The organism is Enterobacter asburiae (assembly GCF_001521715.1).
Lineage (GTDB): Bacteria > Pseudomonadota > Gammaproteobacteria > Enterobacterales > Enterobacteriaceae > Enterobacter > Enterobacter asburiae.
Window position 1 is genome coordinate 3623732 of sequence record NZ_CP011863.1, and the last position, 26077, is coordinate 3649808.

Annotated in this window: 25 protein-coding genes and 3 pseudogenes; 13 read left to right on the plus strand and 15 right to left on the minus strand. The window is 54.1% G+C overall.

Features of this window, described 5'->3' with window-relative positions; genetic code table 11:
* Window positions 1–21: 21 nt before the first annotated feature.
* The gene (locus ACJ69_RS17515) at window positions 22–345 is read right to left on the minus strand and encodes an AzlD domain-containing protein (RefSeq protein WP_033146957.1); all 324 of its coding nucleotides are present in this window, start codon (window positions 343–345) and stop codon (window positions 22–24) included.
* Window positions 345–1004, minus strand: a complete 660-nt coding sequence (locus ACJ69_RS17520) for an AzlC family ABC transporter permease (RefSeq protein ID WP_059347401.1) — start codon at window positions 1002–1004, stop codon at window positions 345–347. Before ACJ69_RS17520 ends, ACJ69_RS17515 begins: the two co-directional genes overlap by 1 nt.
* A gap of 103 nt (window positions 1005–1107) precedes the next feature.
* Here ACJ69_RS17520 and ACJ69_RS17525 point away from each other — a divergent pair, with 103 nt between their 5' ends.
* The 3 genes from ACJ69_RS17525 to yiiM all read left to right on the plus strand — a co-directional run bounded on the left by ACJ69_RS17525 (window position 1108) and on the right by yiiM (window position 3226).
* Window positions 1108–1656 carry a helix-turn-helix domain-containing protein gene (locus ACJ69_RS17525; RefSeq protein ID WP_059347403.1) on the plus strand — a complete coding sequence of 183 codons (549 nt, stop codon included), beginning with the start codon at window positions 1108–1110 and terminating at the stop codon, window positions 1654–1656.
* 203 nt (window positions 1657–1859) lie between these two features.
* Window positions 1860–2480: a superoxide dismutase [Mn] gene (gene sodA, locus ACJ69_RS17530; protein ID WP_004203668.1), complete on the plus strand. Its 621-nt coding sequence runs from the start codon at window positions 1860–1862 to the stop codon at window positions 2478–2480.
* 71 nt (window positions 2481–2551) lie between these two features.
* The gene (yiiM, locus tag ACJ69_RS17535) at window positions 2552–3226 is read left to right on the plus strand and encodes a 6-hydroxyaminopurine reductase (RefSeq protein WP_059347405.1); all 675 of its coding nucleotides are present in this window, start codon (window positions 2552–2554) and stop codon (window positions 3224–3226) included.
* A gap of 53 nt (window positions 3227–3279) precedes the next feature.
* Here yiiM and cpxA read toward each other — a convergent pair whose 3' ends face one another.
* The gene (gene cpxA / locus ACJ69_RS17540; protein WP_023309731.1) at window positions 3280–4653 is read right to left on the minus strand and encodes an envelope stress sensor histidine kinase CpxA; all 1374 of its coding nucleotides are present in this window, start codon (window positions 4651–4653) and stop codon (window positions 3280–3282) included.
* The gene (gene cpxR, locus ACJ69_RS17545; protein WP_006179159.1) at window positions 4650–5348 is read right to left on the minus strand and encodes an envelope stress response regulator transcription factor CpxR; all 699 of its coding nucleotides are present in this window, start codon (window positions 5346–5348) and stop codon (window positions 4650–4652) included. The genes cpxA and cpxR overlap by 4 nt, the downstream gene beginning before the upstream one ends.
* Window positions 5349–5498: 150 nt before the next feature.
* Here cpxR and cpxP point away from each other — a divergent pair, with 150 nt between their 5' ends.
* The 6 genes and pseudogenes from cpxP to ACJ69_RS17575 all read left to right on the plus strand — a co-directional run bounded on the left by cpxP (window position 5499) and on the right by ACJ69_RS17575 (window position 11638).
* On the plus strand, window positions 5499–6005 hold the full coding sequence (cpxP, locus tag ACJ69_RS17550) for a cell-envelope stress modulator CpxP (RefSeq protein WP_059347407.1): 507 nt from the start codon (window positions 5499–5501) through the stop codon (window positions 6003–6005).
* Window positions 6006–6157: 152 nt separating this feature from the next.
* Window positions 6158–7051 (plus strand): CDF family cation-efflux transporter FieF, encoded by an 894-nt coding sequence (gene fieF / locus ACJ69_RS17555; protein ID WP_023309697.1) that lies wholly within the window; start codon window positions 6158–6160, stop codon window positions 7049–7051.
* Between the two features lie 174 nt (window positions 7052–7225).
* The gene (gene pfkA, locus ACJ69_RS17560; protein WP_023309696.1) at window positions 7226–8188 is read left to right on the plus strand and encodes a 6-phosphofructokinase; all 963 of its coding nucleotides are present in this window, start codon (window positions 7226–7228) and stop codon (window positions 8186–8188) included.
* A 232-nt stretch (window positions 8189–8420) separates the two neighbouring features.
* Window positions 8421–9410, plus strand: a complete 990-nt coding sequence (locus ACJ69_RS17565; protein WP_029741703.1) for a sulfate ABC transporter substrate-binding protein — start codon at window positions 8421–8423, stop codon at window positions 9408–9410.
* 170 nt (window positions 9411–9580) lie between these two features.
* Window positions 9581–10260 (plus strand): annotated as a pseudogene (locus ACJ69_RS17570) (CDP-diacylglycerol diphosphatase).
* A 73-nt stretch (window positions 10261–10333) separates the two neighbouring features.
* Window positions 10334–11638: an SLC13 family permease gene (locus tag ACJ69_RS17575; RefSeq protein ID WP_059347408.1), complete on the plus strand. Its 1305-nt coding sequence runs from the start codon at window positions 10334–10336 to the stop codon at window positions 11636–11638.
* Window positions 11639–11737: 99 nt separating this feature from the next.
* On the opposite strand, the gene tpiA is transcribed toward ACJ69_RS17575, so the two are convergent.
* On the minus strand, window positions 11738–12505 hold the full coding sequence (gene tpiA, locus ACJ69_RS17580) for a triose-phosphate isomerase (RefSeq protein WP_014172206.1): 768 nt from the start codon (window positions 12503–12505) through the stop codon (window positions 11738–11740).
* A gap of 111 nt (window positions 12506–12616) precedes the next feature.
* Window positions 12617–13213 (minus strand): DUF1454 family protein, encoded by a 597-nt coding sequence (locus ACJ69_RS17585; RefSeq protein ID WP_023309692.1) that lies wholly within the window; start codon window positions 13211–13213, stop codon window positions 12617–12619.
* 112 nt (window positions 13214–13325) lie between these two features.
* On the opposite strand from ACJ69_RS17585, the gene ACJ69_RS17590 reads away from it, so the two are divergent.
* On the plus strand, window positions 13326–13745 hold the full coding sequence (locus ACJ69_RS17590; RefSeq protein WP_023293600.1) for a DUF805 domain-containing protein: 420 nt from the start codon (window positions 13326–13328) through the stop codon (window positions 13743–13745).
* Here the strand turns inward: ACJ69_RS17590 and fpr are convergent, their stop codons facing one another.
* Together fpr and glpX are read right to left on the minus strand one after the other, a co-directional pair.
* Window positions 13746–14492, minus strand: coding sequence for a ferredoxin--NADP(+) reductase (fpr, locus tag ACJ69_RS17595; RefSeq protein WP_059347409.1), 747 nt, complete (start codon window positions 14490–14492; stop codon window positions 13746–13748).
* Window positions 14493–14588: 96 nt separating this feature from the next.
* Entirely contained in the window at window positions 14589–15599 is a 1011-nt protein-coding gene (gene glpX, locus ACJ69_RS17600) for a class II fructose-bisphosphatase (RefSeq protein ID WP_054829771.1), read from the minus strand.
* A gap of 206 nt (window positions 15600–15805) precedes the next feature.
* Between glpX and ACJ69_RS25350 the strand changes: the two genes are divergently transcribed.
* Both ACJ69_RS25350 and ACJ69_RS17605 read left to right on the plus strand, forming a co-directional pair.
* Window positions 15806–15985, plus strand: a complete 180-nt coding sequence (locus ACJ69_RS25350) for a hypothetical protein (protein ID WP_153251320.1) — start codon at window positions 15806–15808, stop codon at window positions 15983–15985.
* Window positions 15986–16040: 55 nt separating this feature from the next.
* Window positions 16041–17630, plus strand: a complete 1590-nt coding sequence (locus ACJ69_RS17605; protein ID WP_071886582.1) for an anti-phage dCTP deaminase — start codon at window positions 16041–16043, stop codon at window positions 17628–17630.
* A 40-nt stretch (window positions 17631–17670) separates the two neighbouring features.
* On the opposite strand, the gene glpK is transcribed toward ACJ69_RS17605, so the two are convergent.
* Both glpK and ACJ69_RS17615 read right to left on the minus strand, forming a co-directional pair.
* On the minus strand, window positions 17671–19179 hold the full coding sequence (gene glpK / locus ACJ69_RS17610; protein WP_029739196.1) for a glycerol kinase GlpK: 1509 nt from the start codon (window positions 19177–19179) through the stop codon (window positions 17671–17673).
* A 21-nt stretch (window positions 19180–19200) separates the two neighbouring features.
* Window positions 19201–20045 (minus strand): annotated as a pseudogene (locus ACJ69_RS17615) (MIP/aquaporin family protein).
* A 399-nt stretch (window positions 20046–20444) separates the two neighbouring features.
* Here ACJ69_RS17615 and zapB point away from each other — a divergent pair.
* On the plus strand, window positions 20445–20684 hold the full coding sequence (gene zapB, locus ACJ69_RS17620; RefSeq protein WP_010436935.1) for a septal ring assembly protein ZapB: 240 nt from the start codon (window positions 20445–20447) through the stop codon (window positions 20682–20684).
* Window positions 20685–20768: 84 nt separating this feature from the next.
* On the opposite strand, the pseudogene ACJ69_RS25775 reads toward zapB, so the two are convergent.
* From ACJ69_RS25775 to ACJ69_RS17640, 5 genes and pseudogenes are all read right to left on the minus strand, one after another.
* Window positions 20769–20883, minus strand: a pseudogene (locus tag ACJ69_RS25775) (RraA family protein); the annotation flags it as partial.
* Between the two features lie 28 nt (window positions 20884–20911).
* Window positions 20912–22000 (minus strand): DUF6708 domain-containing protein, encoded by a 1089-nt coding sequence (locus ACJ69_RS17625; RefSeq protein WP_059347411.1) that lies wholly within the window; start codon window positions 21998–22000, stop codon window positions 20912–20914.
* Window positions 21993–22244, minus strand: a complete 252-nt coding sequence (locus ACJ69_RS17630) for a hypothetical protein (protein WP_054829767.1) — start codon at window positions 22242–22244, stop codon at window positions 21993–21995. Before ACJ69_RS17630 ends, ACJ69_RS17625 begins: the two co-directional genes overlap by 8 nt.
* A complete protein-coding gene (locus ACJ69_RS17635; RefSeq protein ID WP_059347414.1) occupies window positions 22219–23307 on the minus strand; it encodes a DUF6708 domain-containing protein in 1089 nt (362 codons plus the stop codon). Before ACJ69_RS17635 ends, ACJ69_RS17630 begins: the two co-directional genes overlap by 26 nt.
* Complete coding sequence (locus ACJ69_RS17640; RefSeq protein WP_059347415.1) at window positions 23300–25951, minus strand: T6SS effector BTH_I2691 family protein; 2652 nt, start codon at window positions 25949–25951, stop codon at window positions 23300–23302. Before ACJ69_RS17640 ends, ACJ69_RS17635 begins: the two co-directional genes overlap by 8 nt.
* Window positions 25952–26077 lie beyond the last annotated feature (126 nt).

The window sequence follows — 26077 nt, forward strand, 5'->3', positions numbered from 1 at the left end:
GAGCGCCCCCGGGGCGCTTTTTTAGTTTATGCCCGCCACGCGCAGCAGCGCGGTTACGACTGCCGCCGCCACGATCACCACAATTAACGGCATCTTCCGCCAGGCCAGAAATACCGCAAACGCCACGCCCAGCACGCGCGCCATGCCGGCAAAGTGGTCACCTTCATAAAACGTGGTCGCCAGCGCCACGGAAAACAGCAATACCGTTGCCGCATCTGACAGCAGCGCCTGTGAACGCTCTGACAATGCCAGCCTGCTGCCCAGTTTCGCCCCGCCAAGACGCATCAGATACGTTCCCGCAGACAAAATGGCGATGCCGAGAATAAAAAACGTCATATTTCCCATTATTTTTTCCTCGCAGCGAGACCCAGTAAAGAGAGCAGCACCGGTAATCCCACCGGAGCAAACGGCACGGCGGCCAGCGACACAACGGCGCCGCTGCAGGCGCGGATCAGCGTGGTACGGTTTTTAAACGCGGGAACCACCAGCGCCAGCAATATGGCCGGGAATACCGCATCCAGCCCGATGGTTTCCGGGTCCGGCAGCAGCTTGCCGACCATGGCGCCCAGCAGGGCCCCCAGCGGCCAGACAATCGCCACGCCTAAACCACATAGCCAGTACGCCGCTTTGCGCTGTTCGGGCGTTTTTTGCGACAGGCCAAAGACCACGCTTTCGTCGTTCATGATGTGGCAGCCCAACAGGCTCAGGCCGCGTTTGCCCACCAGTTCACGCACCGTCACGCCAAACGGCACGTGCCGCGCGTTGACCAGCAACCCCGCGGCCGCGGCCGCCAGCGGGTTACCGCCGCTTGCCACAATGCCGATAAACATAAACTCTGACGCGCCCGCGAGTACGGTGATGGAGAGTACAAACGGTACCCAGACCGGGAAACCGTAGGCAATCGCCAGCGAGCCGTATGACATCCCGACCACGCCGACCGCGAGGCAGACCAGGATGATTGCTTTTATGGTGTCGCCTTTCAGGCAAGAGAGATGATGCTTCATACATTTTTAGCCATATCGAACGTGTATCCATTATAATGAACGCAACAGAAGTGTTTTTCAAGATGAACGATTCGTTCGGTTTATAGAAAAAAGAGGCCGTTATATGACGCAGCCAATCAGCCTGATCGCTAAAAGTCTGGTGCGGGAACGCCTGCGAACCGGGCTTTCACTGGCGGAAATCGCTCGCCGTGCCGGGATCGCTAAATCTACGCTTTCTCAGCTTGAGTCCGGTAACGGTAACCCTAGCCTGGAAACGCTGTGGTCGCTTTGCGTGGCGCTGGATATACCTTTCGCCCGCCTGCTTGAACCACAGCAGCCTACCACTCAGGTGATCCGCCGTGGTGAAGGGACGAAAGTGGTCGCCGGACAGGCCAATTATGAAGCCATTTTGCTGGCCGCATGCCCTCCCGGCGCGCGCCGCGATGTCTATCTTCTGATGACCCAGCCGGGCGCAGACCGCATTTCCCAGCCGCATCCGCCGGGGTCCGTTGAACATATTATTGTGACGCAGGGGCGCGCGTTAGTGGGCCTGATCGACGCGGCCGAAGAACTCGGCCCGGGAGATTACATCTGTTATCCCGCCGATCTGCCGCATATCTTTAAGGCGCTGGAGCCGGATACGCACGCGCTGCTGGTGGCGGAACAAAACTAACCCGACAATGCTGCCATCATCGCGGCAGCATCTTCCGTTAACCTCCTGAGTGAATTACCCATTTTGGCTTTTGTCAGAATGCGAATAACCTTATAAAAACTACGGCATTGATAATCATTTTCAATATCATTTAATTAACTATAATGAACCAACTGCTTACGCGGCATTAACAGCTGTGCCGCCCGACAATAATGGAGAGGATTATGAGTTATACACTGCCATCCCTGCCGTATGCCTACGACGCACTGGAACCGCATTTCGACAAGCAGACGATGGAAATCCATCACACTAAACACCACCAGACCTATGTGAACAACGCGAACGCCGCGCTGGAAAGCCTGCCAGAGTTCGCTAACCTGTCTGCTGAAGAGCTGATCACCAAGCTGGACCAGCTGCCAGCGGACAAGAAAACCGTTCTGCGTAACAACGCTGGCGGCCACGCTAACCACAGCCTGTTCTGGAAAGGCCTGAAGACCGGTACCACCCTTCAGGGCGACCTGAAAGCGGCTATCGAGCGCGACTTCGGCTCTGTTGACAACTTCAAAGCGGAATTCGAAAAAGCCGCTGCAACCCGTTTTGGCTCTGGCTGGGCGTGGCTGGTTCTGAAAGGCGACAAGCTGGCGGTGGTTTCTACTGCTAACCAGGACTCCCCGCTGATGGGTGAAGCAATTTCTGGCGCATCCGGCTTCCCAATCCTGGGTCTGGACGTTTGGGAACACGCTTACTACCTGAAATTCCAGAACCGTCGTCCGGACTACATCAAAGCCTTCTGGGACGTGGTGAACTGGGACGAAGCAGCAGCACGTTTCGCCGCTAAAAAATAAGGTTGCATAGACGCCTGTGAGAAGCGAGTCTTATGACTCGCTTTTTTTGTATCTGCGTAATGGAGGCAGCAATGCATTACCCGGTGAACGTGTTTACAGGCAAGGTAAGGGAGTACGATGGCAGCCGCCCGAGTGCCATCGCCAAAATTCAGGTCGACGGTGAGTTGACGTTAACCGACCTCGGGCTTGCGGGTGACGAGCAGGCCGAAAAGAAAATCCACGGCGGGCCCGATCGCGCGTTGTGCCACTACCCGCGTGAACACTATCAGCACTGGAAAACCGAATTCCCCGAGCAGACAGACCTCTTCGTCGCCCCCGCGTTTGGCGAGAATCTCTCCACCGAAGGGCTCACCGAAAAGAACGTGTTTATTGGTGATATCTACCGCTGGGGCGATGCCCTGATTCAGGTGACGCAGCCACGCTCGCCGTGCTTCAAGCTCAACTACCACTTCGGCATTCAGGATATGTCTGCCCAGCTGCAAAAAGCGGGTAAAACCGGCTGGCTGTATCGCGTGGTGCTGGCGGGACAGGTTTCAGCGGACGCGCCGCTTGAACTGGCGTCGCGCCTGAGCGATGTGTCTGTTTATGACGCCTGCGCCATTGCCTGGCATATGCCGTTTGATGACGAGCAGTATCATCGCCTGCTGTCGGCGGCGGGGCTATCGACCAGCTGGACAAGAACGATGCAGAAGCGGCGTTTAAGCAGCAGAATCGAGGATAATTCGCGGAGATTGTGGGGGGAATAGCCCTCCGCAGAGAGTAGGCCGGGTAAGGCGAAGCCGCCACCCGGCACTAACAGCTACGAACGCTTATACAACGGTAGCCACAGCGTTAACCGTAATCCACCCAGCGGGCTGTCGTCGGCTTTCACCCAGCCGCGGTGCTGCTGCATGGCGGTTTCAACAATCGCCAGACCCAGTCCCGTACCGCCCGATTCCCGGTCGCGCGCCTCATCGGTACGATAGAACGGACGGAAAATCTGCTCGCGGTCTTCCGGGCTCACGCCTGGGCCGTCATCATCGACAATGACGGTGATCCCGTCTTTATCCACCGAGAACGCCACCTCAATCTTCGTATGCGAGTAGCGAAGAGCGTTACGCACGATGTTCTCCAGCGCGCTTTCCAGCGTGTTGGGGTTACCGTACAGCGGCCACGGGCCCGGCGGGAAGTTGACGGTAAAGGATTTACCCATCTGTTCCGCTTCGAACGCCGCGTTGTCCAGCACCTCGTGCCAGAGGTGATTCGCTTTCACCGTTTCGCTAACCAGCGCGTTTTTCTGCTGATTGCGCGACATCACCAGCAGGTCGTTGATCATGCTGTCCAGGCGGTGCGCTTCCGTTTCAATACGCTCCAGCTCTTTGCTCTCACCGCTGCGGCGGCGCAGCAGCGCGGTGCCAAGCTGCAAGCGCGTAAGCGGGGTACGCAGCTCGTGCGAGATATCCGACAACAGACGTTGCTGTGCGGTCATCATGCGGTCGAGCGCGCTCACCATCTGGTTAAAACTGGTTCCGGCGGCAAGGAACTCCTGCGGACCTGCTTCCAGTTCAGGGTGCTGTCGCAGGTTACCCTGCGCCACTTCATCGGCGGCATTTTTCAGCTTGCGCGCCGGTTTTGCCAGGCTCCACGCCAGCCATAACAGCAGCGGCGAGCTGACCAGCATGGTGACAATCAGCAGCAGGAGAGGGCGGTCAAACAGCAGGTTGATAAAATCAGACTGGGAGTTACTCGCCGGACGGATCAGGTAGAGCTGATAATTATCCTCTCCGTCCCTGACGGAGAAAGGCCCCACCATCTCTACGCGGCCATATTTTTTCTTCTGGGGATGATCGGCGTTATCCGCCTGGCCAATGAAGTTGCGGATAATCTGCATTTCATTGCGATCGGCCCCAATGACGCGGCCTTCGCTGGTCACCAGCAGCAGGCGTTGTCCGGGCGGCGCCCACTTGTCGATAGCGCGAAACAGCCTGCGCCACCACATTAAATCGTTCGGCGGATCGTTTGCCAGCTCGGCTTCCACGTGCTGCTCGATCATCACGCCCTGACGTTGCTCGCTGTCGAGAAGCTCCGTCATCTGGCGTGAGTCGAGTTTTGGCAACATCAGTACGAGCATTAAAACCAGTGCCAGCGTCAGCCAGAAGATGGCGAAGATGCGGGCGGTTAAGCTTCCTATCATGAAGCAGAAACCATCAGATAACCGCGACCACGCAGGGTTTTAAACCATGGGTGACCGTCTTTACGCTCCGGCAGCTTACGGCGCAGGTTAGAGATGTGCATGTCGATGGCGCGGTCAAACGGGGTGAGGCGTTTGCCCAGCACTTCCTGGCTTAGATGTTCACGCGAAACCACCTGGCCGAGGTGCTGCGCCAGCAGATACAGCAGGGTGAACTCCGTGCCGGTCAGTTCCAGCGTCTGCCCATCAAAGCTTGCTTCCTGACGGCCCGGGTTCAGGCTCAGGGAGTCGACTTCAAGAGTAGGTGAGCTGTTGTCGGTATTTTGCTGCTGCTCGCTCCAGTGGGAACGACGCAGGATAGCGCGAATACGGGCAACCAGTTCACGGTCGTTAAACGGCTTCGGTAAATAGTCATCCGCGCCCAGCTCAAGGCCGAGTACGCGGTCAAGTTCGCTGCCGCGCGCGGTCAGCATGATTACGGGAGTCTGGTGTGTCTGGCGAAGCTCTTTCAACGTATCAATACCGTTTTTCTTCGGCATCATCACGTCGAGCAAAAGTAAATCGATGCTGTCGTCAAGGAGACTCAGCGCCTGCTCGCCATCATGGGCAACCAGGACGTTGAAACCTTCCATGTCGAGCAACTCCTTTAAAAGGGATGTGAGCTCTCGGTCATCATCAACTAACAGGATTTTATTCATTGTTTAAATACCTCCGAGGCAGAAATTACGACATCAAGGCTGTCTAATCCATGACTTTACGTTGTTTTACACCCCCTGACGCATGTTTGCAGCCTGAATCGTAGACTGTCTCTCGTTGAATCGCGACACGAAAGATTTTGGGAGCAAGTGATGCGCAAAGTTACCGCTGCCGTCATGGCCTCAACGCTGGCGTTCAGTGCGTTTAGCCAGGCTGCTGAAGCTATCATCAGCGATAACAGTCCCTTACAAGAGGGTGCAACGCAGAACAGCAGCCAAAGCCATATGTTTGACGGCATAAGTTTAACCGAACATCAGCGTCAACAGATGCGAGATCTGATGCAGAGGGCACGACACGACCAGCCCCCTGTTAATGTTAGCGAAATGGAGACAATGCATCGCCTTGTCACCGCAGAAAATTTTGACGAAAGCGCTGTACGCGCTCAGGCCGAAAAAATGGCACAAGAACAGGTTGCCCGCCAGGTAGAGTTGGCGAAGGTCCGCAACCAGATGTTCCACCTGCTAACGCCCGAGCAGCAAGCGGTTTTGAATACGAAACATCAGCAGCGAATGGACCAGCTGCGTGAGGTTGCACGGATGCAGCGAAGCTCAGAAACGACGTTTTTCAGTAGCAATAGCAGTACCCGTAGTAACCAGTAAACCCTGTTTTCCTTGCCATAGACACCATCCCTGTCTTCCCCCACATGATGTGGGGGTTTTTTTTGCCCCGCATCCGAGCTGTTAACCGTTTATTCATCCTTAGACTCCCCATGCTTCCGTTATACTAGCGGCATGACATGACAGGAGCGTTTATGAATCAATCCTATGGAAGACTGGTAAGCCGGGCCGCCATTGCGGCGACCGTCATGGCCTCCAGCCTGTTGCTGATTAAAATCTTTGCCTGGTGGTACACCGGCTCGGTCAGTATTCTGGCGGCGCTGGTGGACTCGCTGATGGACATTGCCGCCTCGTTGACCAACCTGCTGGTGGTGCGTTACTCGCTGCAGCCAGCGGATGAAGAGCACACATTTGGGCACGGCAAAGCGGAGTCGCTGGCCGCGCTGGCGCAAAGTATGTTCATTTCCGGCTCTGCGCTGTTCCTGTTTTTAACCGGCATTCAGCATCTCGTTTCGCCGACACCGATGAACGATCCCGGCGTGGGCGTAGTTGTGACGATCGTTGCGCTTATATGCACACTTGTTCTGGTAACGTTCCAGCGCTGGGTTGTTCGCAAAACGCAAAGTCAGGCTGTACGGGCGGATATGCTTCATTATCAATCTGATGTTATGATGAATGGGGCTATTCTTATTGCGCTCGGTCTGGCCTGGTATGGCTGGCATCGCGCCGATGCGTTATTTGCGTTAGGGATTGGTATCTATATTTTATATAGCGCCCTGCGGATGGGGTATGAAGCGGTGCAATCACTGCTTGACCGCGCCCTCCCGGACTCAGAACGTAATGAAATTTTTTCTATCGTGACCTCCTGGCCCGGCGTCAGCGGTGCACACGATCTTCGAACGCGGCAGTCAGGGCCGACCCGCTTTATTCAGATTCATATTGAAATGGAAGACAACCTGCCACTGGTTCAGGCTCACGTTATTGCTGAGCAGGTCGAGCAGGCGATTTTGCAGCGTTTTCCTGGTTCAGACGTCATCATTCACCAGGATCCCTGCTCGGTTGTACCCGGTCATGTTGGGCTTTCGTAATTCGTTGTAAAAAAGTGAGCCAGGCCAGCATTTTGTGTATAAATTACCGCCGTTTGGTCTGACCTGAATCAATTCAGCTGGAAGGGATTGATATACTATTTGCAGTATTCGTTGGTCGATAAGTTTCTTCCGGCAACAGATTTCAATTTTGCATTCCTAAGTTCAGAGGTAGTCATGATTAAGAAAATCGGTGTGTTGACAAGCGGCGGTGATGCGCCGGGCATGAACGCGGCAATTCGTGGTGTTGTCCGTGCAGCGCTGACGGAAGGCCTGGAAGTTTTTGGCGTTTATGACGGTTATCTGGGCCTGTATGAAGATCGTATGGTTCAGCTCGACCGTTACAGCGTGTCTGACATGATCAACCGTGGCGGTACTTTCCTCGGTTCCGCGCGCTTCCCGGAATTCCGTGATGAACACGTTCGTGAAGTGGCTATCGAAAACATGAAGAAACGCGGCCTGGACGCCCTGGTGGTTATCGGCGGTGACGGCTCCTACATGGGTGCAAAACGTCTGACCGAAATGGGCTTCCCGTGCATCGGTCTGCCGGGCACCATCGACAACGACATCAAAGGTACTGACTACACTATCGGCTTCTTTACTGCACTGGGAACCGTTGTTGAAGCGATTGACCGTCTGCGTGACACCTCGTCTTCTCACCAGCGTATCTCTATCGTTGAAGTAATGGGCCGTTACTGCGGCGACCTGACGCTGGCGGCAGCCATTGCGGGCGGTTGCGAATTTATCGTCGTGCCAGAAGTCGAATTTAGCCGTGAAGATCTGGTGGCTGAAATCAAAGCGGGCATCGCGAAGGGTAAAAAACACGCGATCGTGGCTATTACCGAGCACATCTGCGACGTTGACGAGCTGGCGAAGTACATCGAAGCCGAAACCAAACGCGAAACTCGCGCGACCGTACTGGGCCACATCCAGCGCGGCGGCTCCCCAGGCCCTTACGACCGTATTCTGGCGTCCCGTATGGGCGCGTACGCTATCGATCTGCTGCTGCAGGGCCACGGCGGCCGCTGCGTCGGTATTCAGAACGAAAAACTGGTTCACCATGACATCATCGACGCGATTGAAAACATGAAGCGTCCGTTTAAAGGTGACTGGCTGGACTGCGCGAAAAAACTGTACTGATCGGCTCTGTTGCCCGGTGGCGGCAAGGTAAATGCAAAACGGTAACCCTTGGGTTACCGTTTTTTTATGGTTGCCCCCTCTCCCGTGGGAGAGGGTCGGGGTGAGGGCATCAGGCCGCTCATGCACTTCTTTTATTCCACTAAGTTATAGCCAATCTTTTTTTATTCTTTAATCCTCGAATCGCTTTCTGGCACGCTGCATTCATCAAAACACTACACAAGAGAGCTGGGCGATGAATAAATGGGGCGTGGGTTTAACATTATTGCTGGCATCGACCAGCGTTCTGGCTAAGGATATCCAGTTACTGAACGTGTCATACGACCCGACGCGTGAACTGTACGAGCAATACAACAAAGCGTTCGCGGCACACTGGAAGCAGGAAACCGGCGACAACGTGGTGGTTCGCCAGTCTCACGGTGGATCTGGCAAGCAGGCGACCTCCGTCATCAATGGTATTGAAGCTGACGTGGTGACCCTGGCGCTGGCCTACGATGTCGACGCTATCGCCGAGCGTGGCCGCATCGACAAAAACTGGATCAAACGCCTGCCGGATAACTCCGCGCCCTACACCTCGACCATCGTCTTCCTGGTGCGTAAAGGAAACCCGAAACAAATTAAAGACTGGAACGACCTGATCAAACCGGGCGTTTCTGTCATTACCCCGAACCCGAAAAGCTCCGGCGGCGCTCGCTGGAACTACCTGGGCGCGTGGGGTTATGCACTGCACCACAACAATGGCGACCAGGCCAAAGCGCAGGAATTCGTGAAGGCGCTGTATAAAAACGTTGAGGTGCTGGACTCTGGCGCGCGTGGCGCCACCAACACCTTCGTCGAGCGCGGGATTGGCGACGTGCTGATCGCATGGGAAAACGAAGCCCTGCTGGCCACCAACGAGCTGGGCAAAGACAAATTTGAGATCGTGACCCCGAGCGAATCGATTCTGGCCGAGCCGACCGTTTCCGTGGTCGACAAAGTGGTTGAGAAAAAAGATACCAAAGCGGTGGCGGAAGCCTATCTGAAGTATCTGTACTCGCCGGAAGGCCAGGAAATTGCGGCGAAAAACTTCTATCGTCCACGCGATCCGGCCGTTGCGAAGAAATACGAAAGCGTATTCCCTAAACTGAAACTCTTCACCATCGATGACGAGTTCGGCGGCTGGACCAAAGCGCAGAAAGAGCACTTCTCTAACGGTGGTACTTTCGACCAGATCAGCCAGCGCTAACCATTAGCCAATGACACGGTAACCCGGCGTGAGAAATCCGCCGGGTTTTTTATTTGGTCATCATTTTGCGTTACTCTTTTGCCTCTATTGAAAACAGGGAACGCGTTGTGAAAAAAATTATCTTATTGATCCTCATTGTCATCGCCCTTGCCGCTGGCGGCGTGTACTGGATGAAGGCGGGTAATCCGAATGCGTTGCGCCATATCGTTCTCGACCAGTGTGTGCCGAATCAGATCCAGAACCGTAACCCGGCACCCTGCGCGCAGGTGAAAACGGATGCAGGCTATGTGGTATTTAAAGATCGCAACGGGCCGCTGCAATACCTGTTGATGCCGACATATCGCATCAACGGCACCGAGAGCCCGCTATTGACCGAAGCTCATACGCCGAACTTTTTCTGGCTGGCGTGGCAGTCGCGCAGCTTTATGACCCTGAAGCGTGGAACCGAGGTGCCTGACAGCGCCATTTCGCTGACGATTAACTCCCCGACAGGGCGCACGCAGAACCATTTCCATATTCATATCTCCTGCCTGCGCCCGGACGTGCGCGAAAAGCTCAACGCGGCACAGGGAGACATCAGTACCCAGTGGCTGCCTCTTCCCGGGGGCTGGAAGGACATGAGTATCTTGCTCGCCGCGTGACGGAGAATGAACTGGTCCAGCGCAGCCCGTTTATGATGCTGGCTGAAGAGCTGCCGGAAGCGCGCGACCATATGGGGCGCTTTGCCCTGGCGATGGCGCAGCAGTCGGACGGCTCTTTTGTTTTGCTGGCGACCGAGCGTAACCTGCTCACGCTTAACCGCGCGTCTGCGGAGGAACTGCAGGATCATCAATGCACTATCCTGAAGTAACCCCACCATAAATCGCGTTTACTCGGGCTGCCTGTCACCGTAGACTTGCTGAAAAATTCTACAGGAGACAGGTATGTCGCTCTGGTTAACGCATCCTCTGCTGCTGCCCTCACTGATCGTTGGCGTCACCATCGTGCTGTGGGCGACGTCGCTATTGCCGGAATTTATCACCGCGCTGCTGTTCTTCACGGCGGCGATGACCGCCAGAATCGCCCCGCCGGAGGTCATCTTCGGCGGTTTTGCCTCGTCGGCTTTCTGGCTGGTCTTCAGCGGCTTTGTGCTTGGCGTGGCGATCCGTAAAACCGGACTGGCGGACAGGGCCGCCCGGGCGCTGTCGGCAAAGCTCACCGACTCCTGGGTGTTGATGGTGGCGAGCGTGGTGCTGCTGAGCTATGCGCTGGCGTTTGTAATGCCGTCGAACATGGGGCGTATTGCGCTGCTGATGCCGATTGTCGCGGCGATGGCAAAACGCGCCGGTATCGCCGACGGCTCCCGCGCCTGGTATGGGCTGGCGCTGGCCGTGGGGTTCGGGACTTTCCAGCTTTCGGCGACGATCCTGCCTGCAAACGTCCCCAATCTGGTAATGAGCGGTGCGGCGGAAGGTTCGTACGGTATCCATCTGAACTATGTCCCGTATCTGCTGCTGCACACGCCGGTGCTGGGCATTCTCAAAGGCCTGATCCTGATTGGCCTCATCTGCTGGCTATTTCCTGGCAGCCCAAAACCGCCGAAGGAACAGGCGCCGTCTGAGCCTATGGGGCGGGATGAAAAGCGTCTCGCCTGGCTGCTGGCGGTGGTGCTGGGGATGTGGGTGACGGAGAGCTGGCACGGCGTGGGGCCCGCGTGGACGGGGCTGGCGGCGTCGATCGTCGTCATGCTGCCGCGCGTTGGCTTTATCACCGGGGAAGAATTTTCAGCGGGCGTGAACATGCGCACCTGTATTTACGTCGCGGGTATTCTTGGGCTTGCGATCGTGGTGACGCAAACCGGTATCGGAACGGCAGTAGGTGAGGCGTTGCTACGCATTATGCCGCTGGATGCAGACAGACCGTTCACCAGTTTCCTGGCGCTGACCGGTATTACCACCGCGCTCAACTTCATTATGACCGCCAACGGCGTGCCGGCGCTGTACACCACGCTGGCGCAGAGTTTTTCGGACGCGACCGGTTTCCCGCTGCTGTCGGTGATCATGATTCAGGTGCTGGGCTATTCCACGCCGCTGCTGCCGTATCAGGCGTCTCCGATTGTGGTGGCGATGGGGTTAGGAAAGGTGCCTGCAAGGGCGGGGATGGTGCTCTGTCTGGCGCTGGCGATAGCGACCTATCTGGTGCTGCTGCCGCTGGATTATCTGTGGTTTAGTTTACTGGGGAAAGTGTAGTTCGGTGCGAGCGGTTTCCCCTCACCCCAACCCTCTCCCAAAGGGAGAGGGAGGAGAAGAGCGGCGGGTAAGCGCAAGCGCCACCCGCCGCAAAGGCAATTACGCCTGTTTAGCCGCTTCTGCTGCCTTAACGATCACCGCGAAAGCGTCAGCTTTCAGGGATGCACCGCCAACCAGCGCGCCATCGATGTCTGGCTGGGTGAACAGCTCAGCAGCGTTGGAGGCGTTTACGGAACCGCCGTACTGAATAATCACTTGCTCAGCGACCTTCGCGTCGGCTTTAGCAATGTGGTCACGGATGAATTTGTGAACCGCCTGAGCCTGCGCAGGGGTTGCAGATTTGCCGGTACCGATCGCCCAGACTGGCTCGTATGCGATTACCGCGCCTTCGAACGCTGCCGCGCCCTGGGTTTTCAGCACTGCGTCGATCTGACGTGCGCATACTTCTTCGGTTTTGCCCGCTTCGTTTTCCGCTTCGGTTTCACCGATGCACAGAACCGGGATCAGACCCTGCTCTTTCAGCACGGCGAATTTCTTCGCGATGAACTCATCGGATTCTTTGTGATAGGTGCGACGCTCAGAGTGGCCGATGATGATGTATTTCGCGCCGATATCTTTCAGCATTTCAGCGGAGGTTTCACCGGTGAACGCGCCAGACAGGTTAACGTCAACGTTCTGCGCGCCCAGAATGATGTGGCTTCCGTCAGCGGCGTGTTTAGCCAGATCCAGGTACATATCCGGCGGAGCGATAGCAACCGCGCAGCCCGTCACGCCAGCCAGCTCTTTACGCAGGTTCGCAACCAGCTCGTTTACCATGTGGCGGCTGCCGTTCAGTTTCCAGTTACCCATCACTAAAGGATGTCGCATTTCAATTCTCCACGCTAAATAAGCGAATTAAGGAATATGGCCACCCTGTCGGGCAGCATGGTCTGTGAATCAGTATAGAGATTTTCCCTCGAAAGGCTTTGCTTTTTGTCATTAATTCGCCCCGCCGAGGGTGTCAGATAGTGCCAGCTTAATCGGTTCAACAGCGAAGGTCAGTCCTTTTTCGCCGTTGTCCGCCACAACATAGCGGATCGCGCCTTCGGTATCAGCGTAGTAACGCTTGTTTTTCCCGGCGGTAAGGAGTTTTTGCAGCTTTTGCTGACTTTGCTTTTTCGTCAGCGCAGGGGTAAAGGCCTGCAGTACCGCGCTCATGTACTCCAGCGCTTTCGCCTTCGCAGCTTTCTGCTCTGGCCCCTGTATCGGCAGCCAGGTGATTTGCATGCTTTTGATTTTTAACGTACCGCGCTCCAGCGCCGTAGAAGCATACAAATTCTCATTTATCTTGCTTGCCGCACGGGTCAGTGTGGGGGTATCGCGTGAGCCATCAATGGCGCGAAACTCATCCAGCGGCAGCGTGGGGTTGGTCTGATTGAAGGTTTCACGAAACTGGCTGATGGACTGATCGAAGGACGGCGCGCCCGCCAGCAGATACGGTGCTGTGGTCGGGGCAGTGGTTTCGGCGGCGTGCAGGGGATAACCCGCGCTGAGCAGCGCTAAACACAGGAAAAGAGAACGTGCCGAACTTTTCATCAACATTGCCCCTGGCCGTAAGTGCTCATGATTAAAACGATATCTGGTCGGCTTGTCAAAAGGTCACAACTCCAGGGTAAAATGCGCGCTATACGATAATAAGGAACCTTACATGACCATACAGCAGTGGCTGTTTTCATTCAAAGGGCGTATTGGACGCCGTGATTTCTGGATCTGGATGGTGACGTGGGTTGTCGCCATGCTGCTTCTGTTTTTCGTTGCTTACAACGCCTGGCTGAGCACGCAAACGGCGGCCTTCGCGCTGGTCTGTCTGCTATGGCCAACGGCGGCGGTTGTCGTAAAACGGCTGCACGATCGCGGACGTTCCGGCGCGTGGGCATTTCTGATTATTCTGGCGTGGATGCTGGTGGCGGGAAACTGGGCGATGCTTCCGTCCATCCTGCCGTGGGTCGTGGGCAGGCTGCTGCCGTCGGTCATCTTCGTGATGATGATTGTCGATCTGGGCGCGTTTATTGGCACCCAGAGCGAAAATAAATACGGTAAAGACACCGTTGAGGTGAAATACCGCTGATCACCAGTAGTGTTCGGCGGTCATATGGCCCGGTCGGCGACGAAGATGTTTCGTCATCTGCCGGGTATCCTTCAGAAGCTGCTGCGTGTCACGAACCATCTGCGGGTTGCCGCACAGCATGACGTGGCTGGTTTCAGCGTTCAGCGGCAAACCCACCGCGTCTTCCAGGGCGCCACTCTCAATTAACGCCGGCACGCGACCGGTAAGCGCTCCTGCTACGGTTTCGCGGCTGACCACCGTCTGAATCTTTAACTTCCCGCCGTACTGCTGTTCAAGCGCCTGCATCTGCGGCAAATAGCTCAGGTCTGCGGCGTAGCGCGCAGCGTGCACCAGCACGATGTTTTTAAAGCGCTCCAGGTCTTTGCCGTACTGCAAAATAGAGAGATAAGGGCCGATGGCCGTACCGGTTGCCAGCATCCAGAGCGTGTCGCAGTCAGGGATCTCTTCAAGCACAAAGAAGCCTGCCGCTTCACTCACAATTTGCACCTCGTCGCCGGGCTCTAGGGCGGCAAGGCGCGGGCTGAGCTTACCGTCAGGAACGGTGACCAGATAGAACTCGAGATCCGGGTTATCAGGCGCGTTAACGTAAGAGTAGGCGCGCTGCACGCGCTCGCCGTCGACGTCCAGTCCCAGCTTCGCAAATTGCCCGGCTTTAAACGGGTGAACGGGAGCATGTACGGTGAGACTAAATAGCGCATCGGTCCAGAACTGTACCTTTGTGACTTTACCTGTTACCCAGTCCGCCATGATCTTCTCCTGTGCTGTTTCTCTGTTCTATCTTCCGTACTTGTGGTGACAATTTCCAGCCCGTCAGGGCCGGAAAGCTCTATCGATCAAACGGTTTTACAGAATGTGCGTCTGCACGTCCGGGTCTTTGCGGTCGAGATAGTGGATAGACTGGATGCGCCGAATGGTGCGTGATTTACCGCGGATCAGCAGCGTTTCAGTGGTGGCCATATTACCCTTGCGGGTGATGCCGTCCAGCAGATCGCCTTTGGTGATGCCGGTCGCCGAGAAGACAACGTTATCGCTACGCGCCATCTCGTCCAGAGCCAGCACTTTATTGGCCTCGATGCCCATCGCTTCGCAGCGCGCAAGCTCGTTTTCCCCGATGCGGCGGTTCTCTTCGCTGTCGCCTTTCACCTCATGGCGGGGCAGCAGACGGGCCTGCATATCGCCATCCAGCGCGCGGATCACTGCCGCGGAGACCACACCTTCCGGCGCGCCGCCGATGCCGTACAGCACGTCGACTTCGCTGTCCGGCATGCAGGTCAGGATCGAGGCGGCAACGTCACCGTCAGGGATGGCAAATACGCGCACGCCGAGCTTTTGCATCTGCGCGATGGTGGCGTCGTGGCGCGGTTTCGCCAGAATCGTCACGGTAAGTTCGCTAAGGGGTTTGCCCAGGGCTTTGGCGATGTTGTGCAGGTTCTCTTCCAGCGGCAGGCTAAGGTCGATTGCGCCCTTCGCGCCAGGACCGACAATCAGCTTTTCCATGTACATATCCGGCGCGTTGAGGAAGCAGCCCTTATCGCCCACGGCCATCACCGCTAACGCATTGGCCTGACCCATCGCCGTCATGCGGGTGCCTTCGATCGGGTCAACCGCGATATCTACGGCATCGCCTTTGCCTGTACCGACTTTTTCACCGATGTAGAGCATCGGCGCTTCGTCGATCTCGCCTTCGCCGATCACAATGGTGCCGTCGATGTTGACCTGGTTAAGTACAATGCGCATGGCATGGACGGCTGCGCCGTCTGCGGTATTTTTGTCGCCACGACCCAGCCATTTATAGCCTGCAAGTGCGGCCGCTTCGGTGACGCGGGAAAACTCGATAGCAAGTTCACGTTTCATGAGGTACTCGTGCAATCAAAAGGAATTGCACGAAGTTTATCACGCAACTTTTGAATATGCCCATTTGATTTTTGTTTAATTTCAATGTGTTAAATTGTGTTGTTGTAATTATTTTCTGATGCGCTATTTTAGATAAACAGCTTAATTTTGATATTGACGTTGTGATAGGTATGCGTAAAATGCATGCAGATTTTATAGGGGGCAGCATGATTATCACTCTTAATACGAGCAAATCTACAACAACATCTAAAGACAAATCTGGTTCTTATTGTGCTCAAAGGGACGCTAAAGTACTTGATTTCGTGACGCCTGAAAAAAGCAAGAAGGTTGATGAAGATCAAGCAATTGCTGCGATACTTAAGCGAGCTCAATCACTGAAGTGGTGATCGCCGTTTAAGTCTTCTATATTGAAAGCTTCGATAACATTCGAGAGCTTTCATTATGTCTTCTAATACAGCAAAGAAAATACCTGCCTCCTTATCTACCACAAATTCTTCTTCAGAAGACTCTATTCAAACTATCGTTAACCGGCAATCAAAAGAATTAATTATTGCATTCTGTGGTCCTATCGGATCTGGGATCAAAGCCGTTCGTACAGCGTTTGAAAAGAACTTAAAGGACCTAGGATATATAGTTCACCATATACATATTAGCAGTTTAATGGATGTGGTAAATAAAAAACAATTAAGATTTAGTGACGCCTACGATAGATATATTGAAAAGCAAAAACAAGGCAATTTTCTGCGAGAAAAGTTCGGTTATCAAATAATGGCCGAAGCTGCGATCGCTAGTATTGCTGAGATAAAAGAGAAATCAAAACCTAAAGACACTTCTGAAACGCGATTCACAGGTAAGTTTGCTTATATAATAGATCAGTTGAAAAACCCTGCTGAAGTTGAGTTGTTACGATTAGTTTATCAGCATAATTTTTATTTAGTAGGTGTAGTTAGAAATGAATCTGAAAGAAAGAGAAATCTTAGAGATGAAGGCATTTCACCTCAAAATATTGATGATTTAATACACAGAGACAGAAAGAGCGGTGGAAATTCAGGGCAGCAAGTCGAAAAGACTATTTTAGATGCTGATTTCTTTATAAGAAATAATCAAAGTCATTCTACTCAGTTAAATCGTAAGGTAGAGCGTTTTCTCGGTTTAGTGCATGGAAAAAATGGCATAACGCCATCATTGCATGAAAAAGGCATGTTTAATGCTTTTAGCGCGTCGTTACTGTCAGCATGTCTTTCACGTCAGGTTGGGGCTGCAATAGTTGATAATATGGGGAATGTTTTATCCACAGGTAGAAATGATGTTCCTAGACCTGGTGGAGGGTTATATACATTTGAAGATGAAAATAAAGATTACAGGTGTATCCATAAAGGTGGAAAATGTTATAACGATCTTCATAAATCAAAAATAAAAGAAAAAATAGTTTACCTGATAACAAAAAAAATTGACGGAATTAGGTTAGAAACAGCATCGAAACCATTTGTTGAAAAATCAATTAGAGAATTATTGATTGAGAGTGATTTTATTGAATCATTATCTTCATCAATATATGAAAACTCTCCAATTAAATCATTGATAGAATACTCAAGAGCAATCCATGCTGAAATGGATGCTATTACAACTTTGGCTAGAACAGGTGATGCCTCAACGAAAGATAAAATTATGTTTACTACAACCTATCCTTGCCATAATTGTGCGCGGCATATCGTTGCGGCAGGTATTAGTAGTGTATATTATATCGAACCTTACGAAAAAAGTCTTGCCTTAGACCTTCATGATGATGCTATCAATGATATAAACATTGAAGATTGCAGAAAGGTTAATTTTATTCAATTTGAAGGTGTATCCCCTCGGCGATATACTAAATTTTTCTTCTCGACATCAGATAGAAAGGATCCTGAAGGTTTTGCATACCCCTTTGCGACAAAGTATGAGAATCATGCGGATTTTCAATTTATGGACAGTTATCAAGATATGGAAGATAAAATAACTGAAATTTACACAAAAAAAATTAATCCAGAATAATTGAAAATGGGTGGCCGGATATAGGCCACCCATTCTCGCATTACTCTTCGTGATCTTCCCACGCCAGGGCGCGTTTCACCGCTTTTTTCCAGCCGCTGTAGCGGAAGTTACGCTCGGTGGTTTCGATGCCCGGACGGAACTCGCGTTCGATAACCGCTTTTTCCTGCAGCTCGTCCAGGTTCTGCCAGAAGCCTACCGCCAGACCGGCAAGGTACGCCGCGCCCAGCGCCGTGACTTCACGCACTTCAGGGCGCTCAACGCGGGTGCCGAGAATGTCGGACTGGAACTGCATCAGGAAGTTATTCGCTACCGCACCGCCGTCCACGCGCAGGGCGTGCAGACGAATGCCGGAATCAGCCTGCATCGCTTCCAGCACGTCGCGCGTCTGGTAGGCGATGGATTCGAGAGTAGCGCGAATAATGTGGTTAGAGTTCACACCGCGCGTCAGGCCGAAAATCGCCCCGCGTGCATACGGATCCCAGTACGGTGCGCCCAGACCGGTGAACGCAGGCACCACGTACACGCCGTTGGTGTCTTTCACTTTGGTCGCGAAGTACTCGGAGTCGAACGCATCGCTGATCAGCTTCATCTCGTCGCGCAGCCACTGGATAGACGCACCGGCCATGAACACCGCACCTTCCAGCGCATAGTTCACTTCGCCGCGCGGGCCGCAGGCGATGGTGGTCAGCAGGCCGTTTTCTGATTTCACCGCCTTTTCGCCGGTGTTCATCAGCATAAAGCAGCCGGTGCCGTAGGTGTTCTTCGCCATCCCTTCCTTGACGCACAGCTGGCCAAACAGCGCCGCCTGCTGGTCACCGGCGATACCGGCGATAGGAATACGGGTGCCGCCTTTACCGCCGATGTTGGTCTGGCCGTATACTTCTGAAGACTTACGCACCTCAGGCAGCATCGCGCGCGGAATGTCCAGCGCGTCCAGCATCTTGTCATCCCACTCCAGGGTGTTGATGTTGAACAGCATGGTACGCGAGGCGTTGGTGTAGTCGGTGACGTGAACGCGTCCCTGGGTCATCTTCCAGATAAGCCAGGTATCGACGGTACCGAACAGCAGCTCGCCGCGTTTAGCACGCTCGCGTGAACCTTCTACGTGGTCGAGGATCCATTTCACTTTGGTGCCGGAGAAATACGGGTCAACCACCAGACCCGTGGCGCTGCGCACGTACTCTTCCATACCGTCGCGCTTCAGCTGTTCGCAGATCTCGGATGTACGGCGGCACTGCCAGACGATAGCGTTGTAAATAGGCTTACCGGTTTCACGTTCCCAGACCACGGTAGTTTCACGCTGGTTGGTGATACCAATCGCGGCAATCTCGTCGGAACTGATATCGGCTTTCGCCAGCACTTCAACCAGCGTGGAGCTTTGCGATGCCCAAATCTCCATCGGGTCGTGTTCTACCCAGCCTGGACGAGGATAAATTTGCTCAAATTCGCGCTGTGACACGCTGACGATGTTCGCGTCATGATCCATTACGACAGCGCGGGAGCTGGTAGTGCCCTGGTCGAGCGCAACGATATATTTTTTTTCGGTCATGGTATGTGTCCCGTAGTCAGATTACAGCGAAGCTTTTTGTTGTGCGGTAGAAGTCGTTTCCTTCTCCTCTTCCACACAGGTGTCGCACGGTAAGTGGCGACCAATTAATTTGCGATAGCTAAACGCACCCAGCGCAGCCCGACAACCGGCGCAAACAGCGGTACCAGGAAGTAAGGAATGTCTTTGCCGCCGGTGAAGGCCACGTCGCCCCAGCCAGCGATAAAGGCGAAGGCTTTTGGGCCGATATCACGTGCCGGGTTCATCGCGAAGCCGGTTAGCGGGCCCATGGATGCGCCAATCACCGCAATCAACAAACCAATCAGCAGGGGTGCCAGCGGGCCGCGCGGAATGCCGTTTCCGTCGTCGGTCAGCGCCAGGATAACGCCCATCAGAATAGCGGTAATCACCATTTCAACTGCGAACGCCTGCACAAAATTGATATGCGGGTTAGGGTAGGTTGAGAAGATGCCTGCCAGATCCAGACTTTCGACGCTGCCGCGTACCATATGATGCGTCTGTTCGAAGTCGATGAAAAGATTGTAATAAAGCCCGTAAACTAACGCCGCTGCGCAAAACGCGCCGGCAAACTGAGAAAGAATGAAAGGAACTACTTTGCGTCCGTCGAAGCACGCGAACAGCCACAGTGCGATTGTCACCGCCGGGTTAAGATGTGCACCAGAAACCCCTGCGGTCAGGTAGATGGCCATCGCCACGCCCAGACCCCAGATGATACTGATTTCCCACTGACCAAAACTGGCACCCGCCACTTTCAGTGCAGCAACACAGCCCACTCCGAAGAATATCAACAACCCGGTACCAAGGAACTCGGCAATGCACTGGCCTTTTAAGGTTGATGTCTGACTCATAATCGGAATCCTGAAGAAATTGATGTTTATTGTTAGCATGGCCGCCCGTGACAGCCACGATGCCCTGTAGACATAGTGTTAATTTATCGTTAACGAGCAAAAACGAGAAATATCGAAATCAAAATGTGTGGTCTGTGTCAATAAAATGAGCGTTTTCGCGCCATAAAGCACATTTTTGCATCAGTACAGGAATGTGAGCTGAATCATTTCATTAACGAATCAGTTAACAATTTAGGGGTATATGACGCGAACACACCAGGACCAGACCTAAAAGTGTTGCAAACCGCGATCTGCGCGGTGTGTCGCTGGACACAGAGCGCCGCGCTCCATACAATCGACGGTATATGTCGTGCGCGTTTATGTTAAAGCGTCGCCTTGCAATTCAGGAGAGGTAGCATCATGTCTTTAGAAGTGTTTGAGAAACTGGAATCGAAAGTACAGCAGGCGATTGACACCATCACCCTGCTGCAGATGGAAATTGAAGAGCTGAAAGAGAAGAACAACAGCCTGGCGCAGGAAGTTCAGAACGCTCAGCACGGCCGCGAAGAACTGGAGCGCGAAAACAACCAGCTGCGCGAACAGCAGAACGGCTGGCAGGATCGCCTGCAGGCGCTGCTGGGACGTATGGAAGAAGTCTAATTTCTCTCGGGAAATACAGATGAAATAAGCCGGGTAAGGCGTCGCCGCCACCCGGCTTTTTTTATGGTTCTCGCTGACTTTTTACTACTCGATATCCAGCGGGTCTTCGGAAAGGATAATGCCGGTATTATCGGCGTAGAGATGGTCCCCGGAGAAGAAGGTCACGCCGCCCGAAATTCACGCGTACGTCGCTTTCGCCAGTATTCGGTTCATGACCGATAAGCCCCTCAGTCCGCATGGTTCTGCCCGCCATATTTGGCTTTCAGCCGGGCAACAACCCGGTCCATTGCTCCGCGCTCTTTTGCAAACGTGCGGGCATAACGCTCCTTGCCCTGCAAGCCCAGCATTGGTCGCCAGACCTGCGGTGGATTATGCTCAGCGCCTTTATTGACAGGGTCATTCTCGTCCGGCTGACAGGCAGCAGCTACCTCCGCAGGCCATTCCGGTATTTTGCAGGTCAGCATGACCAGCCAGCGCGGAAAGCTGATGACGAAAAAGAAGGGAAGCTGCAGCGCATTCACCAGCAGGCCGAGCCGCCCGAGCCACTGCTTGCTAAGGTAGAGCAGTCCGAACAGCCAGCCCTCTTTCTGCTTTTCAACCGGCGGGCACCAGGCAATGGAGTCCGCGAGGTCCGGGAGATACTCATCCCCCTCTTCCATATAGCAGCGGATAAATTCCCAGTACATGGTCAGGTCTTCGGGGTCCCAGGCCAGATTAATAGGAAGGGGGAAAGTTCGCGTGATCGTGTCCCCGTCATCTCCCATAACACACCCTATAATGGCCCATTCTGTAATGGTGAAATTCTTTCCATTGGTCAGAACAAAGCGAAAATCCTGCCACGGTATCGACAAAACATCTCCACCGGACTGGTAGACATACACCATCCCATTTTTACGGTTAAAGCGGATCGGGTAATAGGTACTGAAAAAAACTTCAGAGACCATTATCCGGCTTGCCCCCCAAGATAGCAGTAACATAACGATCCAGAGAATGATGGCAACAATCCATATGCCAATGCTATGAAAGCCAGTTTGTAACAGTGTAATTAGTGGCTGAAAAAACAAACCCAGGAACAGACAAAAAAAGAAAGCTCCCGCAAATGTCCAACCTTCACGCCATCTGTAATTCCGATCAACCAGCTCCAGGTACGTTGAGTTCAGCCGCACCACGCTGTCAAATCCGTAAATCCCTTTCACATCCGGGTCGCCCGTTTTCTGCGAATAAACCCGGGAGACGCCTTTATCACTGAGGCGGAGAAACATTTTATCGAACTGTTTGGACGGGTCGGCAGGGAATCGTTTAAAGGGATTAAACATGCGCGCCTCCTTGAGCCGTCAAAGCCATATAGCCCTTCTTTTCTATTTGTGCATCCGGGCAGATAGCCGGGATGTCACTCTCGCCCGGCGGCACCCGACGCCACTGTGTGCTGAGCAGCCAGGTCTGTATGTCGTTACGGGTATGGCTTAACAGCCAGGCTCCCGCCCCCAGAACCAGCAGCATCCCGACAAATATTCCCGCCAGACCGATAATCCCCTCAGTCCGCATGGATCTGCCCGCCATATTTGGCTTTCAGTCGGGCAACGATCCGGTCCATTGCTCCGCGCTCTTTTGCAAACGTGCGGGCGTAACGCTCCTTACCCTGCAAGCCCAGCATCGGTCGCCAGACCTGCGGTGGATTATGCTCAGCGCCTTTATTGACAGGGTCATTCTCGTCCGGCTGACAGGCCGCAGCTACCTCCGCAGGCCATTCCGGTATTTTGCAGGTCAGCATGACCAGCCAGCGCGGAAAACTGAGAACGAAAAACACAGGAAGCTGCAGCGCATTAACCATCAGACCGAGTCGCCCGAACCACTGCTTACTGAGATAGAACAGTCCGAACAGCCAGCCCTCTTTCTGCTTTTCAACCGGCGGGCACCAGGCTATGGAGTCCGCGAGGTCCGGGAGATACTCATCTCCCTCTTCCATATAGCAGCGGATAAATTCCCAGTACATGGTCAGGTCTTCCGGGTCCCAGTTCACATTAATCGGGAGAGGAATCGCCCCCGTGACAGTATCTCCGTCATCACCCGTAAGACATCCCACAATGGTCCACTGCGTTGAGAGTCGTCCCTTCGTTGGATACAGGACAAAAGTAAGCTCCTGCCAAGGAACGGACAACACCGTTCCGCCGGACTGGTAGACATAAACCATCCTGTTTTTACGGTTAAAGCGGATCGGATAGTAGGTGCTGAAAAATACCTCGGAGGTCATCATCCGGTATAACCCCAAACAGAGCGGCAGCGTAATCCCCCAGATAATGATGTCAACAATCCAGAGAGCTGCACTATGAAAACCATCTTGCAACAACGTGATTAACGGCTGTAAAAACACATAAAAAGACAGACAAAAAAAGAAAAATCCGGCCAGCGTCCATGTTCCGCGCCAGTTGTAAAAACGGTCAACCAGCTCCAGATAGGTCGAGTTCAGGCGCACCACACTGTCAAACCCGGAGACCCCTTGAACATTCGAATTGCCTGTTTTCTGCGAATAAATTTTAAAAACACGTTCATCACTGAGGCGGAGAAATCCCTTATAGAACCGTTTTGTCGGGTCGGCAGGGAATCGTTTAAAGGGATTAAACATGCGCGCCTCCTTGGTCGGTCAGAGCCATATAGCCCTCCTTTTCCATACGCGCATTTGGCCAGGTCGCCGGGATATCGCTCTCACCCGGCGGAACCCGCCGCCATTGCATGCTGAGTAGCCAGGTCTGGATATCGTTTCGGGTCTGACTTAACAGCCAGGCTCCCGCACCCAGAACCAGCAGCATCCCGATAAATATCCCCGCCGGCCCCAGGAAAAACGCCGCCAGTTCTGAACTTTCAAGGATTGTTGCTGACAAACCAAAACGGGCAAGGATTGCAACCGATATCTCGCTACCGGCCCCGACAGTCATCATCCCGACACCGAGGGCGTTAATCAAATGTGCAATACCGATACCTGTCTTTCCGTTTTCTAATGCCTCCCGTCCACTTAGAACCTCTGTCAGGGTATAAACCATCCCCCCTCCGAATCCTAACCATCCCCAAATCTCCGCCCCGACAACCTTCATCATTACGTTTCTTATCATCGACACAGTCGATGGCAGCTCCAGCCTCATCAGTGGCGTCATCGCCAGCTTCAGCGCTTCCGCCGTTGACGCCACCGCCATACTGGCATTGGCGCCGAACACCGTCGTTGCTTTACCATCGGACGGCAGGCCGCTCTCTTTCATACCGTACCCCAGCACCATCCACTGAAAGTACGCTGAGAACACCGTCCCGCCAAACGTCATGCCTTTCGCCGCCATCTCCGTCGCCAGCGTGCCGGGTTTCATCCCGCTCAGTTGCGCCACCGATGAGCCCAGCGATTTCGGGAACAGCATTCGCGCCAGCTCGTCCTCCGTGAGCATTGCCGTACTGAGCTTCGCCAGCCGCTCTTTAACCGGCAGGGCGGCCAGTGCCTTCGCCTCCTGCACGTCAATAATCCGCGACAGAGATATTTTCTCCAGCGAGCGCTCCGGTAGCTCCTTCACCAGTCGGTCGGTCAGCTTTTGCATCGCGGTATATAATTGCCCGCCGCTGCGTCCACTCATTTCCAGCATCCCGGCCATTCCCCGGGTCATCGCCCCGACATAGTTTTTCGTCCCCGGCACCACGCTGACGGCTGAGAACGCCTTACCCTGCATCGCCAGTATCCCGACAGCAAAGCGCACCGGCGTCCCTTTCACCATCAGATCCACCGATTTCATCATCGTGTCAGACCAGAGCATGCTGAGCTTTTCCAGCCCGGTCAGGATCGCACTGGCGTAGCTGCCGCTGTACTCCTTCGCGCCGTCCGCCAGACGGTCCCAGCTTATGCCCAGCCACCAGTCTGGTCCGCCGCTTTTCAGCTGTGCGTTCACCTCTGCAATCCAGCCGTCATGATTAAAGAAGGCCGCCCGCTGAAGAAAGTTTTCCGGCGTCAGCGGGGCCTGATTCAGCTGCTGATCGATGTGGGTAATCACTCCGCCTTTGTCGTTCATTCCTGCCAGTACTTTTGTCACTGTCTGGATATAGCGTCCGCCACTGTGCGCACAGGTCGGATCAAAGTGCTGCACAAAGTAATTCGCCATCACCGGCTCCTGCAGCCAGGCCAGATACATCCGGGTGATGGGAATGACTGAACTGTTGTCATATTCAGTCAGCCAGTCTTTCAGTGTCTGACTGAATGCCTGTGTCTTCGCCCGGTCGATGTATTTTTCGTAGCCGGTCTGCCATGCCTCATCCACCCGGTCCTTCCGGCTGGCCTCATTCAGGACATGCATCCGGTCGGCCATGTCCGGAGCCGGAAATCTCGGTCCTGCTGGCGTGTCCCTGCCGTAGCGCATCTGGCGCTCATAGCTTTCATCCCCGGCTTCTGCCTGCAGGTAAAAATAATTACGCATTGCCAGTTCGACGCTGCCGAGCATGGTCAGCAATGCGGTACCACGGCTCAGCGCCGGATTCATGGCTATGGCCTGCTGCATCCGGTAACGCACCAGGGCCGAAATCTCCGTCGCCACCCCAACCGGGTCAGACAACATCAGAATCGCACCGTTGCCCGCGTTCAGATTATCTGCCGCCTGTCGTAAAGCGGCCGCAGAATGACTACTGACCGCTTTGAGGGGAGAGGGAGTCCAGGCTTTAAGAGTGCTGTTGCGTAGTCCTGGACTGTATTCAGCCACGCAATTAACGAGCTGACTGAAGGGCAGGGCCTGCTGACCGTTGTGGCTGGCAAGCCACGCATCCATATCAAATTTCTGCATATACTGGCACCGCCAGGCGGCATCTTCATGCTGTTTGCGTACCACAGGTGTCCACGACTCTTCAGACCACGCAAACCAGTACACCCCGTTAACGATTCCGGCGGGCTTTACCGGCAGTGTCACCAGGGAAGCGGTTGCCAGTTCATCTGGTCGGGTAATACAGGGGGTAATGTCTCCGCTTTCCACGCGCGGGGGCACGATGCCGTCCTCTGGAAGAGGATAAAAATAGCCGTCGCCGGTAGCATAATAGTTAATCCAGCGTTGTGAACGTTCCGCCCAGATGTATAAAAAGCCCTGCCTCAGCAGACGGGCGGTATAGTCTGCACCTCCTTCGGCCGTTACCGGTACGGTGATACTGCCGGATAAAGCCGGTAACGCGTCACCTTTTTCCATGATTGCCGGACGAACCGGCAGGACGGGTAAACCGTCGCGCTGGCAGAACTTACATCCCTTTTCATTGCTCATGATGAATCCATTCTTCTTCTGTCAGGTAAGCCCGTCCGGTAAGCAGGAAAGGTAACCCTGAAATTGTGGTGGTTATTTACTCATAATACACCGTAAAGACGTTAACCTAAGCTAAATTTTCTTTAT

Coding starts and splice junctions, on each gene's coding strand:
- ACJ69_RS17515 (WP_033146957.1), bottom strand. CDS start 345: ATGGGAAATATGACGTTTTTTATTCTCGGCATCGCCATTTTGTCTGCG.
- ACJ69_RS17520 (WP_059347401.1), bottom strand. CDS start 1,004: ATGAAGCATCATCTCTCTTGCCTGAAAGGCGACACCATAAAAGCAATC.
- ACJ69_RS17525 (WP_059347403.1), top strand. CDS start 1,108: ATGACGCAGCCAATCAGCCTGATCGCTAAAAGTCTGGTGCGGGAACGC.
- sodA (WP_004203668.1), top strand. CDS start 1,860: ATGAGTTATACACTGCCATCCCTGCCGTATGCCTACGACGCACTGGAA.
- yiiM (WP_059347405.1), top strand. CDS start 2,552: ATGCATTACCCGGTGAACGTGTTTACAGGCAAGGTAAGGGAGTACGAT.
- cpxA (WP_023309731.1), bottom strand. CDS start 4,653: ATGATAGGAAGCTTAACCGCCCGCATCTTCGCCATCTTCTGGCTGACG.
- cpxR (WP_006179159.1), bottom strand. CDS start 5,348: ATGAATAAAATCCTGTTAGTTGATGATGACCGAGAGCTCACATCCCTT.
- cpxP (WP_059347407.1), top strand. CDS start 5,499: ATGCGCAAAGTTACCGCTGCCGTCATGGCCTCAACGCTGGCGTTCAGT.
- fieF (WP_023309697.1), top strand. CDS start 6,158: ATGAATCAATCCTATGGAAGACTGGTAAGCCGGGCCGCCATTGCGGCG.
- pfkA (WP_023309696.1), top strand. CDS start 7,226: ATGATTAAGAAAATCGGTGTGTTGACAAGCGGCGGTGATGCGCCGGGC.
- ACJ69_RS17565 (WP_029741703.1), top strand. CDS start 8,421: ATGAATAAATGGGGCGTGGGTTTAACATTATTGCTGGCATCGACCAGC.
- ACJ69_RS17575 (WP_059347408.1), top strand. CDS start 10,334: ATGTCGCTCTGGTTAACGCATCCTCTGCTGCTGCCCTCACTGATCGTT.
- tpiA (WP_014172206.1), bottom strand. CDS start 12,505: ATGCGACATCCTTTAGTGATGGGTAACTGGAAACTGAACGGCAGCCGC.
- ACJ69_RS17585 (WP_023309692.1), bottom strand. CDS start 13,213: ATGAAAAGTTCGGCACGTTCTCTTTTCCTGTGTTTAGCGCTGCTCAGC.
- ACJ69_RS17590 (WP_023293600.1), top strand. CDS start 13,326: ATGACCATACAGCAGTGGCTGTTTTCATTCAAAGGGCGTATTGGACGC.
- fpr (WP_059347409.1), bottom strand. CDS start 14,492: ATGGCGGACTGGGTAACAGGTAAAGTCACAAAGGTACAGTTCTGGACC.
- glpX (WP_054829771.1), bottom strand. CDS start 15,599: ATGAAACGTGAACTTGCTATCGAGTTTTCCCGCGTCACCGAAGCGGCC.
- ACJ69_RS25350 (WP_153251320.1), top strand. CDS start 15,806: ATGATTATCACTCTTAATACGAGCAAATCTACAACAACATCTAAAGAC.
- ACJ69_RS17605 (WP_071886582.1), top strand. CDS start 16,041: ATGTCTTCTAATACAGCAAAGAAAATACCTGCCTCCTTATCTACCACA.
- glpK (WP_029739196.1), bottom strand. CDS start 19,179: ATGACCGAAAAAAAATATATCGTTGCGCTCGACCAGGGCACTACCAGC.
- zapB (WP_010436935.1), top strand. CDS start 20,445: ATGTCTTTAGAAGTGTTTGAGAAACTGGAATCGAAAGTACAGCAGGCG.
- ACJ69_RS17625 (WP_059347411.1), bottom strand. CDS start 22,000: ATGTTTAATCCCTTTAAACGATTCCCTGCCGACCCGTCCAAACAGTTC.
- ACJ69_RS17630 (WP_054829767.1), bottom strand. CDS start 22,244: ATGGCGGGCAGATCCATGCGGACTGAGGGGATTATCGGTCTGGCGGGA.
- ACJ69_RS17635 (WP_059347414.1), bottom strand. CDS start 23,307: ATGTTTAATCCCTTTAAACGATTCCCTGCCGACCCGACAAAACGGTTC.
- ACJ69_RS17640 (WP_059347415.1), bottom strand. CDS start 25,951: ATGAGCAATGAAAAGGGATGTAAGTTCTGCCAGCGCGACGGTTTACCC.